The 13426-nt window shown below is 69.5% G+C and carries 18 protein-coding genes and 3 pseudogenes; 11 read left to right on the top strand and 10 right to left on the bottom strand.

The window, feature by feature from the left end; genetic code table 11:
• Positions 1-36: 36 nt before the first annotated feature.
• Positions 37-582: pseudogene (locus ACZ60Q_RS02950) on the top strand (MvdC/MvdD family ATP grasp protein); the annotation flags it as partial.
• Positions 537-1706 carry an ATP-grasp peptide maturase system methyltransferase gene (gene tgmC / locus ACZ60Q_RS02955; RefSeq protein WP_469627429.1) on the top strand — a complete coding sequence of 390 codons (1170 nt, stop codon included), beginning with the start codon at positions 537-539 and terminating at the stop codon, positions 1704-1706. The pseudogene ACZ60Q_RS02950 and the gene tgmC, both read left to right, overlap by 46 nt.
• A 99-nt stretch (positions 1707-1805) precedes the next feature.
• Here tgmC and ACZ60Q_RS02960 read toward each other — a convergent pair.
• A pseudogene (locus tag ACZ60Q_RS02960) lies at positions 1806-1916 on the bottom strand (short chain dehydrogenase); the annotation flags it as partial.
• 394 nt (positions 1917-2310) lie between these two features.
• On the opposite strand from ACZ60Q_RS02960, the gene ACZ60Q_RS02965 reads away from it, so the two are divergent.
• Positions 2311-3375 (top strand): cobalamin-independent methionine synthase II family protein, encoded by a 1065-nt coding sequence (locus ACZ60Q_RS02965; protein ID WP_469627432.1) that lies wholly within the window; start codon positions 2311-2313, stop codon positions 3373-3375.
• Positions 3376-3452: 77 nt separating this feature from the next.
• Here the strand turns inward: ACZ60Q_RS02965 and ACZ60Q_RS02970 are convergent, their stop codons facing one another.
• From ACZ60Q_RS02970 to ACZ60Q_RS02995, 6 genes and pseudogenes are all read right to left on the bottom strand, one after another.
• Positions 3453-3662: a DUF397 domain-containing protein gene (locus ACZ60Q_RS02970; protein ID WP_469627435.1), complete on the bottom strand. Its 210-nt coding sequence runs from the start codon at positions 3660-3662 to the stop codon at positions 3453-3455.
• Positions 3663-3921: 259 nt separating this feature from the next.
• Positions 3922-4164 carry a hypothetical protein gene (locus ACZ60Q_RS02975; protein WP_469627438.1) on the bottom strand — a complete coding sequence of 81 codons (243 nt, stop codon included), beginning with the start codon at positions 4162-4164 and terminating at the stop codon, positions 3922-3924.
• A 351-nt stretch (positions 4165-4515) separates the two neighbouring features.
• Positions 4516-4899, bottom strand: a pseudogene (locus ACZ60Q_RS02980) (UTRA domain-containing protein); the annotation flags it as partial.
• Between the two features lie 117 nt (positions 4900-5016).
• Positions 5017-5226, bottom strand: coding sequence for a DUF397 domain-containing protein (locus ACZ60Q_RS02985; protein WP_469627441.1), 210 nt, complete (start codon positions 5224-5226; stop codon positions 5017-5019).
• A gap of 119 nt (positions 5227-5345) precedes the next feature.
• The gene (locus ACZ60Q_RS02990) at positions 5346-5555 is read right to left on the bottom strand and encodes a DUF397 domain-containing protein (RefSeq protein ID WP_469627444.1); all 210 of its coding nucleotides are present in this window, start codon (positions 5553-5555) and stop codon (positions 5346-5348) included.
• Positions 5552-6391 (bottom strand): helix-turn-helix domain-containing protein, encoded by an 840-nt coding sequence (locus ACZ60Q_RS02995; protein ID WP_469627447.1) that lies wholly within the window; start codon positions 6389-6391, stop codon positions 5552-5554. The genes ACZ60Q_RS02990 and ACZ60Q_RS02995 overlap by 4 nt, the downstream gene beginning before the upstream one ends.
• Before the next feature lie 93 nt (positions 6392-6484).
• Between ACZ60Q_RS02995 and ACZ60Q_RS03000 the strand changes: the two genes are divergently transcribed.
• The 5 genes from ACZ60Q_RS03000 to ACZ60Q_RS03020 are packed head-to-tail and all read left to right on the top strand — an operon-like array spanning position 6485 to position 8194.
• Positions 6485-6745, top strand: coding sequence for a hypothetical protein (locus ACZ60Q_RS03000; protein WP_469627450.1), 261 nt, complete (start codon positions 6485-6487; stop codon positions 6743-6745).
• The gene (locus ACZ60Q_RS03005; protein ID WP_469627452.1) at positions 6742-6993 is read left to right on the top strand and encodes a hypothetical protein; all 252 of its coding nucleotides are present in this window, start codon (positions 6742-6744) and stop codon (positions 6991-6993) included. The genes ACZ60Q_RS03000 and ACZ60Q_RS03005 overlap by 4 nt, the downstream gene beginning before the upstream one ends.
• Positions 6990-7373 (top strand): hypothetical protein, encoded by a 384-nt coding sequence (locus tag ACZ60Q_RS03010; protein WP_469627454.1) that lies wholly within the window; start codon positions 6990-6992, stop codon positions 7371-7373. The genes ACZ60Q_RS03005 and ACZ60Q_RS03010 overlap by 4 nt, the downstream gene beginning before the upstream one ends.
• A gap of 29 nt (positions 7374-7402) precedes the next feature.
• Positions 7403-7813, top strand: a complete 411-nt coding sequence (locus ACZ60Q_RS03015; protein WP_469627457.1) for a hypothetical protein — start codon at positions 7403-7405, stop codon at positions 7811-7813.
• 9 nt (positions 7814-7822) lie between these two features.
• Positions 7823-8194: a hypothetical protein gene (locus ACZ60Q_RS03020; protein ID WP_469627460.1), complete on the top strand. Its 372-nt coding sequence runs from the start codon at positions 7823-7825 to the stop codon at positions 8192-8194.
• A 157-nt stretch (positions 8195-8351) separates the two neighbouring features.
• On the opposite strand, the gene ACZ60Q_RS03025 is transcribed toward ACZ60Q_RS03020, so the two are convergent.
• The 3 genes from ACZ60Q_RS03025 to ACZ60Q_RS03035 all read right to left on the bottom strand — a co-directional run bounded on the left by ACZ60Q_RS03025 (position 8352) and on the right by ACZ60Q_RS03035 (position 10419).
• Complete coding sequence (locus ACZ60Q_RS03025; protein ID WP_469627463.1) at positions 8352-8573, bottom strand: DUF6243 family protein; 222 nt, start codon at positions 8571-8573, stop codon at positions 8352-8354.
• A gap of 168 nt (positions 8574-8741) precedes the next feature.
• A complete protein-coding gene (locus ACZ60Q_RS03030) occupies positions 8742-8945 on the bottom strand; it encodes a hypothetical protein (RefSeq protein ID WP_469627466.1) in 204 nt (67 codons plus the stop codon).
• 91 nt (positions 8946-9036) lie between these two features.
• Positions 9037-10419: a glycine--tRNA ligase gene (locus ACZ60Q_RS03035; RefSeq protein ID WP_469627469.1), complete on the bottom strand. Its 1383-nt coding sequence runs from the start codon at positions 10417-10419 to the stop codon at positions 9037-9039.
• Between the two features lie 188 nt (positions 10420-10607).
• Between ACZ60Q_RS03035 and ACZ60Q_RS03040 the strand changes: the two genes are divergently transcribed.
• The 3 genes from ACZ60Q_RS03040 to ACZ60Q_RS03050 are packed head-to-tail and all read left to right on the top strand — an operon-like array spanning position 10608 to position 13383.
• Entirely contained in the window at positions 10608-11618 is a 1011-nt protein-coding gene (locus ACZ60Q_RS03040; protein WP_469627472.1) for a metal ABC transporter substrate-binding protein, read from the top strand.
• A 47-nt stretch (positions 11619-11665) separates the two neighbouring features.
• Complete coding sequence (locus ACZ60Q_RS03045; RefSeq protein WP_469627995.1) at positions 11666-12484, top strand: metal ABC transporter ATP-binding protein; 819 nt, start codon at positions 11666-11668, stop codon at positions 12482-12484.
• Positions 12484-13383, top strand: a complete 900-nt coding sequence (locus ACZ60Q_RS03050; RefSeq protein WP_469627475.1) for a metal ABC transporter permease — start codon at positions 12484-12486, stop codon at positions 13381-13383. The genes ACZ60Q_RS03045 and ACZ60Q_RS03050 overlap by 1 nt, the downstream gene beginning before the upstream one ends.
• Positions 13384-13426: the final 43 nt, after the last annotated feature.

Consider the following 13426-nt stretch of genomic DNA (forward strand, 5'->3'; position numbering starts at 1 on the left):
GCCGGGGCGTCGGGTCCGACGGTGAGTCCGGTCTGCCCGGACGAGTTGCGGTCCTTCGTCGGCAGTCACGATCAGGTGATCTTCAAGACGCTCCGGTGGACGCCCTACCAGCGAGCTGGTGTTCCCCTCACCGGGTGGGCCGGCCTGGTGACGGCGACAGAGATCGACGAGCGCGTGGCTGTGGTGCCGCACCTCTTCCAGGCCGTGGTGAACAAGGTTGCCGATCTTCGCGTGCTGGTCGTCGGCCGCGAGGTGTTCACCGTACGGATCGAGTCCGGGATGCTGGACTGGCGCAAGGACTACTCAGCCCTGTCCTACCGCGTGGTGGACCTGCCCGATCGTGTGGAGAAGGCGCTCCTGGCGTACCTGGACCACTTCGGTCTGGTCTCGGGAAGCTTCGACTTCGCCGTCGATGAGGCCGGTGGCCTCTGGTGGCTGGAGCTGAACCCGAACGGACAGTGGGGGTGGCTGGAGGAGTCCACCGGCCTCGCGATGTCCGCCGCATTCGCTGAACTGCTGACGCAAGGAGTCGCCCCATGTCCGACACCGCCCAGGAGCGGCGTGCGCTGGCCGGACGCCTGACGCAGGCGGGCGTCCTCACCAGCTCCCCATGGCGGGCGGCTGTGGAGGCCGTTCCCCGCGAGCTGTTCCTGAACCCGGGTGTGTTCCTGCCCGCAGAGGGTGGCCGGTGGCAGCCGGTGACCGAGGCCGGGAGCGACCCGGCCGCGTGGGTACGGATCGCCTACCGTGACGAGTCCCTGACCACCCAGCTCGACGGACGTCTCACCGCCGACCAGGTCAGCGACCTCGTGACCGGCTCCCCGACCTCCTCGTCCACCACCCCGGTCACCGTCGTGGACATGTTGGAGAAGCTGGAGGTGGAGGACGGTCACCAGGTCCTGGAGATCGGCACGGGAACCGGCTATTCCTCCGCCCTCATGTGCTACCGCCTCGGGGAGGACTCCGTCACCACGGTCGAAGTGGACCCCAGCGTCTCGGCCCGGGCGGACGCCGCCCTGGAAACCGCCGGATACTCGACCTGGACCGTCACAGGCGACGGGCTCCTCGGCCACCCTCGCCGTGCCCCGTACGACCGCACCATCGCCACCTGCGCGGTACGCCGCATCCCCTACGCCTGGATCAGGCAGACCAGGCCGGGCGGCATCGTCCTCACCACGGTCGGCGGCTCCTGGCACTACGGCACCGGCCTGGCAAAGGTCACCGTCGCTGAGGACGGTACCGCCGAGGGCGCGATCATCGGCCGTAGCTCCTTCATGCAAGCCCGGTCCCAGACGGAGGCGCCCATCGGTGGTGACCTGTCGGCCCGCACGGCCTATGCCGACAGTGAGCGCGAGACCAAGGTGTCCCCTCTCCTGCTGGAGGACTGGATGCCCGCGTTCCTCGCTCAACTCGCTTCTCCGGGGGCGCGCTTCACCCGCGCCACATCACTGGAGGGCAACCGGCTGCTGTACCTCTTCGACCCGGAGCACGAGTCCTTCGCCTCGTTCACGGAGAACGACGGCACCTGGACGGTCCACCAAGGCGGCCCCATGGCGCTGTGGGACGCGATCGAGCAGGCCCTCACCGCCTGGCAGGCCGCGGACCGCCCCGACATCACCGAGGTACGGCTCCGCGTCACGAAGGAGGCCCACGTCTACTGGATCGAGGGCCACCCCGCGCTCCGCTGGCAGCACGACCTCGTCTGATCAGGCGGCGCTGTCAGGATGCCCCGCCGTGCGCGGCACGGTGGGGCATCCGGCTGCTCGGTTCGTCGTCGGACGGTGTCGAACGTCCCGCCCTGAACGCCCGCGACGAACGCCGCGAGCGGACAGGGCGCGGATGACGTGCACCCCCAGGGTTTCCTCGGGGCGGGCGGCGAGCAGGCTTGTGGGCGCGACTCCCGGGTGGGACAGGTTGCCGGCGCCCCGGACGGACACCCTTCGCCACGATCGGGATCAGCACGACGCGCGGGCAGGTCACCCGCATCACGCCGCACCCGGCACGGGTCGGCGGGGACCGGTTCGACACCTCGGGGCCCCTGACGGCCCTCTGGACAAGGGGGCCCTGCCGGCCGGTGACATGACTCGGCAGGTCTACCGGTCCGCCGGCGGGGCACGTGTCAGGAAGTCGCGGGCGAGTGCGTCCGCGCCAGCGGTCAGGGACCTTCCGCGCTCGTGAGACCGGACGGTTCCGGCTCGGTCGATGAGCTCGGCCTGCGTGATTCCGGAAGCCTGCACCAAAATCGTCGGCGATGTCGGAGAACCAAGATTCTGCCGATGCCGGAACCGAAGCTTTCCTAGCCTACCGAGCATGACTATCCCCACCGAGCCCATCGGCAGCCTTCCGCGCTCCTCCGCACTCGGGCAAGCCCTCACCGCGCACGCGGGGGGCCAGTTGGACGACAGCGACCTCGCCAAGCAGCAGGAGCAGGCCGTCGCGGACACTCTGGCGCAGTTGGAACGGACGGGCAGCCCCGTTCTGGTCGACGGCGAACAGGGCAAGCCCAGTTTCGCCACGTACCCGGTGGCAGGCCTGAGCACGCTGTCACCGGACGGCGTCGTCATCCCCTTCGCCGACGGACACACCCGTCAGCTCCCCTGCATCACCGAAGGCCCCTTCCGCTACCAAGTGCGGGCAGAGACCTACCTGCGCGCGGCGCAGCGGCTCACCGACAAGCCGGTGAAGCAAGCGGTCATCGCGCCGTCCGCACTCAGCCTGTTGTACCCGGCGGCACCCATCGACGGATACTCCCGCGAGGACTTCCTGCGTGATCTCGCCGACGAGGCGGAGGCCGACATCCGCGGCTGCCTCGACGCCGGCGCACACGTCGTCCAGCTCGACTTCACCGAAGGCCGGCTGTCGCTGAAGCTCGACCCCAGCGGTGGTGTGCTGGACGACTTCATCGCCCTCAACAACGAGGTCCTGGGGCGGTTCAGTCCCGAGGAACGCGCCCGTATCGGCGTGCACACCTGCCCCGGCGGCGACCAGGACTCCACCCACAGCCTCGACATCGACTACGCGGAGCTGCTGCCCAAGCTCTTCCAGCTCAAGGTGGGCAACTTCTATCTCCAGCTGGCCAGTGAGGCAGACCCCGACCGGGTCCTGCGCACCGTCCAGGAGCACCTGCCCCCGGATGCACGGGTGTTCATCGGGGTGACCGATCCCATCGACCCCTCAGTCGAAACACCCGAGCAGGTACGGGACAGGGTGCTCCTGGCCGCGCGCTACATCCCGGTGGACCGGCTGGGCACCTGCGACGACTGCGGCTTCGCCCCCTTCGCCGACGACGCCTCCACCTCACGCGAACTCGCTTTCGCCAAGATCGAGGCACGGGTCAGGGGCACCGCCCTGGCCGGGGAGGCGCTGGGTCTCTGACCTGCCCTGCCCTGCCGCGTCGCCGAGATGCCCCACCGTGCCGCGCACGGTGGGGCATCCGGTTGCTCGGTTCGTCGTCAGACGGTGTCGAACGTCCCGCCTTGGACGCCGGCCACGAACACCGCGAACGCGGTTACGGGGACGGTGACCACGGGGCCGCCCGCGACCTTGGAATCACGGACCGGGACGATGCCGCGCGTGGCGGCCAGGTTGGCGGCGACCTCGATGCAGGCACCGCCGTTCGAGCTGTACGAGGACGTGAACCAGCACGGGGATTCGGTCATCACGGGTGTCCCTTCACCGCAGGAAGCATCACCATGCACGATGGCACGGGCCGTGTGTTTCTCAGGACGTTTTTGGGCTCCAGTCGACGAAAGTTTTCTGACTTCATGACCGGGCCGGACCAGTGCCCGCGGTGCCTGGACGAGAACGGGGTGTTGGTCCGGCCGGCACTGGGACCCGGCGGCCGGACCAGGAACGGCTGCGGCGGCCTCCCGTCAGGGAGGCCGCCGCGGTCATCTGTGAGTGAGTGTTCAAGACCTCCGGTCAGGACGCCGGGGCGGCACCGCGCCGCCGAAGGTCCCGCACTGCCGAAGCCACGCCTCGGCCATCGGCCACCATCGCCAAGAGCGTCAGCGGGATGACAACCCACCGCCACGCGCTATGGAAGTGCGTGATCACGATGAAGACGAAGGTGAGCTGAGCCGCCCAGAGTGCCAAGTTGCCCAGCAGACGCAGCACTGGATGCGATCTCCTGCGAAACACCTCTTCGAACAAGGTCTTCTCCACTGCCCCACCCCTCAGTCAGACCGGGACCACCCCGGACGACGACAGGCAAACAGTAGTGGCGCACAGGCACTGAGGGTCAGCTGCGGTGCCGCTTGCGCTGGGTCTGGGTGAACCGGTACGCCCAACGTCCGCTGCGACACCTCCGGATCAAGATGCTTGTCCCTCCGGATCGCGGCATACAGCTCCGCCCGCGACAAACTCACCCCGGCCTCCCGACATGACCGTGACCACAAACCAGCACAGCCTCCGACAAGACCGTGATCGACTCACAAACCCTGCCGCCGCACAGCGGACGGAGCAGTGCATTCGCCCCAAAGGGGGCACGGCGTGCGGCCCTTCACGTCAGGTGGCTGCCTCCTCGGGCAGCGGCATGCGCGAGCGGATCTCCTCCCGGAAGTGGACGGGACCATGGCCCAGTTCAGCGAGCCGAGCGTAGATCCCACCAGGCCCTGTGTCCGGTTCGGTGATCGCCGAACCCTCGACCAGCGACGCCGGGAGGTACGACGTCGAGAGCAGCACCGGCTTCCCGTCGAGGACGAACCGGCGGCTCCTGATCCAGACGCGCTCGCCGTCAAGGCCGAGCACGCGTGCCGCGTTCTCCGAGGCGTCACCCTCGCGCATCTCCAGGTGATCCACCACTAGCTCTCTCCCTGCGAGCTCCGCTTCCCAGAGCGAGCGGCCAGTTCCCCAACGCTCGTACGCGAGACGTTGAATCCCTCGACGGACAAGCGGTTGGGGTTCGGGCTCACGCCCGCTGGTGTCGGTGGTGGTCATCAAAGAGCGCCCCTTCTCTCCGAGCAGCAGGATGCCCCACCGTGCGCGGCGCGGTGGGGCATCCGGTTGCTCGGTTCCTCAGACGGTGTCGAACGTCCCGCCCTGAACGCCCGCGACGAACGCCGCGAAGGCGGTGACGGGGACGGCGACCACCGGGCCGCCCGCGACTTTGGAGTCACGGACGGGGACGAGGCCGCACGAGGCGGCGAGGTTGGCGGCGACCTCGATGCAGTTGCCGCCGTTCGAGCTGTGCGAAGACGTGAACCAACGGGGGGATTCGGTCGTCACGAGTGTCCCTTCAGCGCAGGAAGAACCACCATGCACGATGCGGCCTGGCGGGCACCAGAGGGCCCCAGCAGGATGCCCCACCCTGCGCGGCACGGTGGGGCATCCGGTTGCTCGGTTCCTCAGACGGTGTCGAACGTCCCGCCCTGAACGCCCGCGACGAACGCCGCGAAGGCGGTGACGGGGACGGCGACCACCGGGCCGCCCGCGACCTTGGAGTCACGGACGGGGACAAACCCATGCGCGGCGGCGAGGTTGGCCGCTACCTCGACGCAGTTGCCGCCGTTGTCGCTGTACGAGGACTTGAACCAACGGAGGGATTCGGTCATCACGGAGTGCCCTTTCGCAGCTGGCGGATCTTGGCCACAGACGCCGCCTTCGACAACGCCTCGCCCTGGAACTGATGGTAGGCCGTGAGCATGGGCACCACGAACGAGGTTTCGCGCTCAACGCGCCCCTGCGCCTGAGACTCGGCGTACGCCACGATGGACCGGTCCGCAAGAGTAAGCAGATTGACCGGCAGGTAGAACGCTCTGCGTGCACCCAGACTGAACGGCGCAACCTGGATGATCCAGTTGTACAGCGTGGCCATCTCCTCCAGCCGCTGGAGCTGGGCGGCCATGACCTCCGGTCCGCCGACCGCCTGGTGCAGGCAGCTCTCGTCCATGACGACGAACACCATGGGCGGTCGTGACCGCACCAGCGCCGCCTGCCGCTCCGCCAGGAACGCGACACGCTCGTTGGCCTGCTCTGTGGTGATGGACCCGCGCTGGACATGCCCGTAGGCGACAGCTCTCGCGTACTCCGGTGTCTGCAACAAGCCGGGAATGAGACCTACGTCGAACAGCCTGATCTCCACCGCCCGGCCTTCGTACCCCACGTACTCCGGGAAGCCCTCCAGCAGGTTCCCGTGCTTCATCTCCTGCCACTGGCGCTCGAACGACTCGCTCGAACCGATGAGATCAAATAATCGGTCCGCTTTCCTCGCGAAAGGCAGAGTCGCCGGTTTGCGGCCAGTTTCGATCGCCGAGATATGCCTGCCCGAGCAGCCGACCAGCTCGGCCACATGGTCCTGGATCCAGCCACGCTCCTCGCGCATCCTGCGCAGACGAGCACCGAAGGCCGCTTGCAGGCTGGCCTCGGGGTTCAGCTCCTTGATGTTTACCAACGTGCCCTCCTAGATACCCACGTTGAAGACGTTTCGACCCTAGGTCACGCTGAATCGCCCCGGTAGCCAAATGGCTACGGAGAGGAGCGATCGATGTACGGCGAGAACGTATGCCCGAATAATCAGGAACCCCCTGCCCTCCCCGCCCTCGGAACCCTCCTGGTCGACACCAGCCGCGCCGACCGCGTGGGGGAGTTCCGTGGGGTCGCCGGCCCCTACTGGTCGCTGCGGCCCGTAGGGGGCGGCGCGGAGTGGGAGGCCGAGCCGGGCCAGGTGCGGCCCGCAGTCCTGATAGAGCAGCTTCGCGCCCGTACCGCGCGGCTCAACGCCCGTAGCCGGGGTGAGGTCCTGTGACCCCGAGCCCCCTCGCCCGGTTACGGGTCCGGCTCACCCGACGCCGTCACCGGGCCGCCGCCCCGCCGCTCGCCGAACTCGTACTCATCGAGTCCGACCCCGCCTACCGGGCCTTGTTCTGCGCCGAGTTGGACGCGGCCATCCAGGATCGTTTCGCGCACCGTGCCGCCGTGGTGGCCGAGGTCGAGGCGGCAGCCGACCGGCTGCGGGAACTGATCCGGCACGGCGGACCCGGGCGGTCCGCATGACGCGCGCGGCGGTCTACGCGGCCGAGGTCACCCTGTCCGACGGGCAGCGCCTCGCCTCGCTCGGCGGCGTCGTCCTCGTACGGAACCGGCGGCTCGTCCTCCTCTGGCTCCGGCGGCAGGCGCTGCGCCTGGCCAACTGCCATGGGCTGCCTGCCGTGACCGATCCCGTGACGCTGCCGCCCGGCGACGTGCGCCCGGTGCGCTTTCACGGCTCGGGCGCGCCCGAGGAGTTGCGTCGCTGGGCCACGGAGGGCGCGCACCAGGACCAGGCGATACGGGCCCTGGAGGCGGGTTTTCCCGCGTTGTTCACCGTTCTCGATCCCGCCGTCGGGCTCAGCCTGACGCTCGCCGGGTGGCGTGGCCACCCGGCCGACCGGTAGTCCCGCCACCCGAACCGGAGTTGAACACCGTGCTCCAGTGCACCGCCGTCACGCTTCTGCCTCCCGATGCCGTGCTCCGGCTCCTCGCCCCCGGGGTGGACGACCCCGAGGACCCGGAGCCGTACGTCCTGTGCGAACTCGGCGAGCACGCCGGCGGGCATCCCGGCCCGCACGCCGAACACGCCGCCTTCCTCCGGCCGGGCCGGACACCCGACTCACCCGCCCTGTGGTTCTTCTGGACCGGCGACGGACCCGAACGCACCCACCGGGCCGACACCGTGCCCTGGTGCCCCGCACTCCTGCGCCGACTCGATACGGACATCGTGCGCCAGTGCTCCTTCTCCGACCACCACCCCGCGCCCCACTCCTGGGACGTGACCGACCCACTCGGCGACCTGATCGCCGAGCGGCTCCTGTCAGGCGACTCCCCCGAAGGGTGACCCGTCCCCATGCACCAGTGCACCGCCGTCGCGTCACTGCCGCCCCCGGAGCATGTGCTCGCCCTGTCGGTCCCGGCTCGCCGCCCGGAGGCCGGACATCTGCTCTGCGAACTCGGGGAGGGCCACGACGAGGCGCACGCGACGATGCTGTGGGACGAGGGCGGGCGGCCGGGAAGCGCCGCCTGGGCGCGGTGGCGCGCGGGACAGGTGCGGCTGGTGCCACTCCCCTGGTGCGCGGTCCGCGACCCCCGGAACGCGGACGCGGCCTGTGGCCTGTTCGCCGGGCACCCGTCGGGGCACGACTGGGAGGTCGTGGACCCCACCGACGAGGCGATCACGCGGGAGCTGGCGCGGCGGCACCCGCACCTGTTCCGCCGGTGACGGACGGACGGGCGTACGCGCAGGCAGGCGGGCGGGCGGGCGTACCGGTGTACGGGCGGGCAGAAGCCGCACGGGAGCCGGCCGGGTCCGGTTCACGACGAAGGACCCGGATCACGGATGATCCGGGCCCACCGTCCTACGAGGTGATGCTCAGGCGTCAGCTCTGCGCGGGCGACGCGTCCTGCTCGCCCGGCTCGGCGGCAGGGGTGGCCGCCTGGGTCTCGGCGCGCTCGCGCATCTTGCGCACCAGCTCCTGCTTCTTGTCCTCGGCGGCCTTGCGGTCGGCGCCTCGCGCGGAACCCGCGCCCTGCTGTTCGGCGCGGGACAGCTTCTTGCGCTGTCCGCCGACGCCGAGGAGGTTGTTGCGGCTCTTGGCCACGGCGTTCTCCCATTCGTGGTGAGAAATGAGGATGGAAGTGATCGGGTGATCGAGATCGATCCGGTGGGCGGCGGGCGCTGCGACCCGCCGCGCTCTCACTCGTAGATCTGGAAGAACGAATACATGCGGAAACCGTACCCCGCTCCCGAAGCGCCCCGCACCGGGTTTTCAGGCCGTCGGGTCGACCGTCGCCCGATGGGCCTCGGCCAGATGCTCCTCGGCCTTCAGCCAGGGCAGGAACTGCGCCGGGCGCCGCCACGCGCAGGTGGAGCAGGTCAACTGGCGGGTCGTGCCCGACTTCCGTACCCGCACGACGTGTTCGCGGCCGTGCTGGTCGAATCTGCTGACCTTGCTGGTGGTGCTGGACGGCATCGCGTACCTCCCGGATCGGCGGGGCTCCGGTGGACGACGAAGCCCCCGGTTCCGTACCCGGAACCGGGGGCCTCACGCACGGGTGCGGGTGTCAGCAGCCGAGCAGACGCGAGCCGAGGTACGCCTGGATCTGGTCCAGGGAGACGCGCTCCTGCTTCATGGTGTCGCGCTCACGCACGGTCACCGCGTTGTCGTCGAGGGTGTCGAAGTCGACGGTGACGCAGAACGGGGTGCCGATCTCGTCCTGACGGCGGTAGCGGCGGCCGATGGCGCCGGCGTCGTCGAACTCGATGTTCCAGTTCTTGCGCAGGTCCGCCGCCAGGCCCTTGGCCTTCGGCGAGAGCTGCGGGTTGCGGGAGAGCGGCAGGACCGCGGCCTTGACCGGGGCCAGGCGGTGGTCGAGGCGCATCACGGTGCGCTTCTCCATGACGCCCTTGGCGTTGGGCGCCTCGTCCTCGACGTAGGCGTCCAGGAGGAACGCCAGCATCGCGCGGCCGACACCGGCCGCGGGCTCGATGACATACGGCGTCCAGCGCTCGTTGGCCTCCTGGTCGTAGTACTGGAGGTCGGTGCCCGACGCCTCGGAGTGCGCCTTGAGGTCGTAGTCGGTGCGGTTGGCCACACCCTCCAGCTCGCCCCACTCGCTGCCGCCGAAGCGGAAGCGGTACTCGATGTCGGCGGTGCGCTTGGAGTAGTGGGAGAGCTTCTCCTTCGGGTGCTCGAACCAGCGCATGTTCTCCTCGCGCATGCCGAGGTCCGTGTACCAGTTCCAGCGCTGGTCCATCCAGTACTGCTGCCACTCCTCGTCCTCGCCCGGCTTGACGAAGAACTCCATCTCCATCTGCTCGAACTCGCGGGTCCGGAAGATGAAGTTGCCCGGAGTGATCTCGTTCCGGAAGGACTTGCCCATCTGCGCGATGCCGAACGGCGGCTTCTTGCGCGACGTCTGCTGCACCTGGCCGAAGTTGGTGAAGATGCCCTGGGCGGTCTCGGGGCGCAGGTAGGCGACCGAGCCGGAGTCCTGGGTCGGGCCGAGGTGGGTGGAGAGCAGACCCGAGAACTGCTTGGGCTCGGTGAAGGTGCCCTTGTTGCCGCAGTTGGGGCAGTTGAGGTCGGCGAGACCGTTGACCGGCGGCTTGCCGTGCTTCTCCTCGTACGCCTCCACCAGGTGGTCGGCGCGGTAGCGCTTGTGACAGGAGGTGCACTCGGTGAGCGGGTCCGAGAAGGTGGCGACGTGCCCCGAGGCGACCCAGACGTCCGGGGACAGGATGACCGACGAGTCGAGACCGACCACGTCCTCGCGCGCGGTGACCATGTAGCGCCACCACTGACGCTTCAGGTTCTCCTTCATCTCGACGCCCAGCGGCCCGTAGTCCCAGGCGGCGCGCTGGCCACCGTAGATCTCACTGCAGGGGTAGACGAAGCCACGGCGCTTGCTCAGGCTGACGATGGTGTCGATCTTGTCGGCGGCCACGGTGCTCTCTTCATTACGACGGTGACGAACGGCGAATGCCTCAGATTACCGGCGGGCGCACCCCTGGGATCAAATCGGCGGGACGTGAAGGATCTTCCCGGCGATCCTCCCGGCGCCCCTATGTGACCTTCCGGGCATCTCATCGTCCTTGTTGACAATCGTTTCCACTTTAGTTGAAAATGACTGTCATGAACGTACGCCGCCTCATACCCGCCACCGCCGTCGCCGGAGCAGTCGTCCTCGGTCTGACCGCCCTCTCTGCCTGCTCCACCTCCGACGCGGCGGGCGGGGGCAGCGACGGCAAGCTGAAGGTGACGGCGTCGTTCTACCCGATGCAGTTCCTGACCGAGAGGATCGGCGGCGAGCACGTCGCGGTCACCAGCCTCACCAAGCCGGGTGTCGAGCCGCACGACCTGGAGCTCACCCCCCGCCAGATCGGCTCCATCAGCGAGTCCGACTACGTGCTGTACCTCAAGGGCATCCAGCCCGCCGTGGACGACGCGATCGCGCAGTCCGGTGTGCGGAACACCGTCGACGCCGCGACCCTGACCACACTGGAGAACCACGGCTCCGAGGTCAGCGGCCACGACCACGGGGAAGAGGAGCACGGGCACGAGGGCGAGGAGGCCCATGAGGAGCACTCCGAGGGCGACGGCCACAACCACGGCGAGGAGGGCGGCGCCGACCCCCACATCTGGCTGGACCCGGTGAAGTACGCCGAGGTCGCCAAGGGCGTCGGCAAGTCGCTGGAGAAGGCCGACCCCGACCACGCCGCCGACTACAAGAAGAACACCGATGCCCTCGTCGCCGAGCTGGGCGAGCTGAACACGGCGTACAGGACCGGGCTGGAGAACACCTCCACCAAGACGTTCATCACCACCCACTCCGCCTTCGGCTACCTCGCCGAGCGCTACGGGCTCACCCAGCAGGGCATCGCGGGCATCGACCCCGAGGCCGAGCCGAGCCCCGCCCGGATCCAGGAGATCCACACCATCGCGGAGAAGGACAAGGCCACCACGGTCTTCTTCGAGACACTCGCCAGCGACAGGACCGCGACGACCCTCGCGAAGGACACCGGGCTGAAGACCGGCGTTCTGGACCCGCTGGAGGGAATCACGAAGAAGTCCCAGGGCGCTGACTACATCGAGGTCATGGAGTCCAACCTCGCCGCGCTCCAGAAGGCACTCGGCGCGAAGTGACCCGCACCACCCTGTGGAACCGCATCACCCCTGGAACGGAGGCGCTCATGCCGGAGCGTGAGAACACCACCCACGAACTCGCCCGGGACGCCTCCCGCGAGCCCGCTCACGAGCCCGTGATCGCGCTGCGCGGCGCCACGGCCACCCTCGGCGCACGCCCCGTGCTGCGCGGGGTGGACCTGACCGTGCACCGCGGCGAGGTCGTCGCGCTGCTCGGCGCCAACGGTTCCGGCAAGTCCACCGCCGTACGGTCCGTCATCGGGCAGGTCCCGCTGACCGGCGGCACCGTCGAACTGTTCGGCACCGAGCTGCGCCGCTTCGGTCAGTGGGGCCGGATCGGCTACGTCCCGCAGCGCACCACCGCCGCGGGCGGCGTGCCCGCCACGATCCGCGAGGTCGTCGCCTCCGGCCGGCTGTCCCGTACGGGGCTGCGGTGGCCCGGGAAGGCGGACCGGGCGGCCGTGGACCGGGCCATCGCGCTGGTGGGCCTCGCCGACCGCGCCAAGGACTCCGTGAGCGCGCTGTCGGGGGGCCAGCACCAGCGGGTCCTGATAGCCCGCGCCCTGGCCTCCGAGCCCGAGCTGCTGATCATGGACGAGCCGATGGCCGGGGTCGACCTGGCCAGCCAGGAGATCCTCGCCTCGACCCTGCGCGAGCAGGTGGCGCTGGGCACCTCCGTGCTGCTGGTGCTGCACGAGCTGGGCCCGCTGGAGCCCCTGATCGACCGGGCCGTCGTCCTGCGTGACGGCTGTGTGACGCACGACGGGCCGCCGCCCGAGGCGCTCGGCCAGCACGCCCTGCCCGGCCACGACCACGTACACCCCCACGCGGCCGCCGAGCCCCAACGGACGGGACTGCTGACCTGATGATGCTGGAATTCCTGAACCCTCCCTTCATGCAGCGGGCGCTCATCGCGGCCGTCCTGGTCGGCATCACCGCGCCCGCCATCGGCATCTACCTGGTGCAGCGGCGGCAGGCCCTGATGGGCGACGGCATCGGACACATCGCGATGACCGGCGTCGGCCTCGGCTTCCTGCTCTCCACCAGCCCGGTCTGGATGGCGACCGCCGTCGCCGTGGCCGGCGCCGTCGTGATGGAGCTGATCCGCTGGTACGGGCACACGCGCGGCGACCTCGCCCTGGCGATGCTCTTCTACGGCGGCATGGCGGGCGGCGTCATGCTGATCAACCTGTCCGACACGGGCTCCAACGCCAACCTGACCTCGTACCTCTTCGGCTCGCTGGCCACGGTCTCCGAGTCGGACGTCATCGCGATCTGTGTGCTGGCCGCCTTCGTGGTGCTGGTCACGGTGGGGCTGCGGCGGCAGATGTTCGCGGTCAGCCAGGACGAGGAGTTCGCCCGGGTGTCCGGGCTGCCGGTGCGGATGCTGAACCTGCTGATCGCGGTGACCGCCGCCGTGACCGTGACCGTCGCGATGCGGGTCGTCGGCCTGCTGCTGGTCAGCGCGCTGATGGTGGTGCCGGTGGCGGCGGCGCAGCAGATCACCAAGTCCTTCAAGGTCACCTTCGTGCTGGCGGTCGCGATCGGCACGGCCGTGACCCTCACCGGCACCGTGACCTCGTACTACCAGGACGTTCCGCCCGGCGCGACGATCGTGCTGCTGGCCATCGCGGTGTTCGTCGCACTGACCGCGCTCGCCGCTCCGCTCGCGAGACGCCGGGCGCGGGCGGGCCGGGCGAAGGGGACCGAGTGCACCCTGGAAGTACCGGGGGCCCGCCGGGAGCGGGACGACGTACGGGTGTGACGGTCGTGACAGCTGTGCGTGTGACGGCGTCGCACCGTACGTG

It is taken from the genome of Streptomyces sp. NPDC104313, from assembly GCF_055583985.1.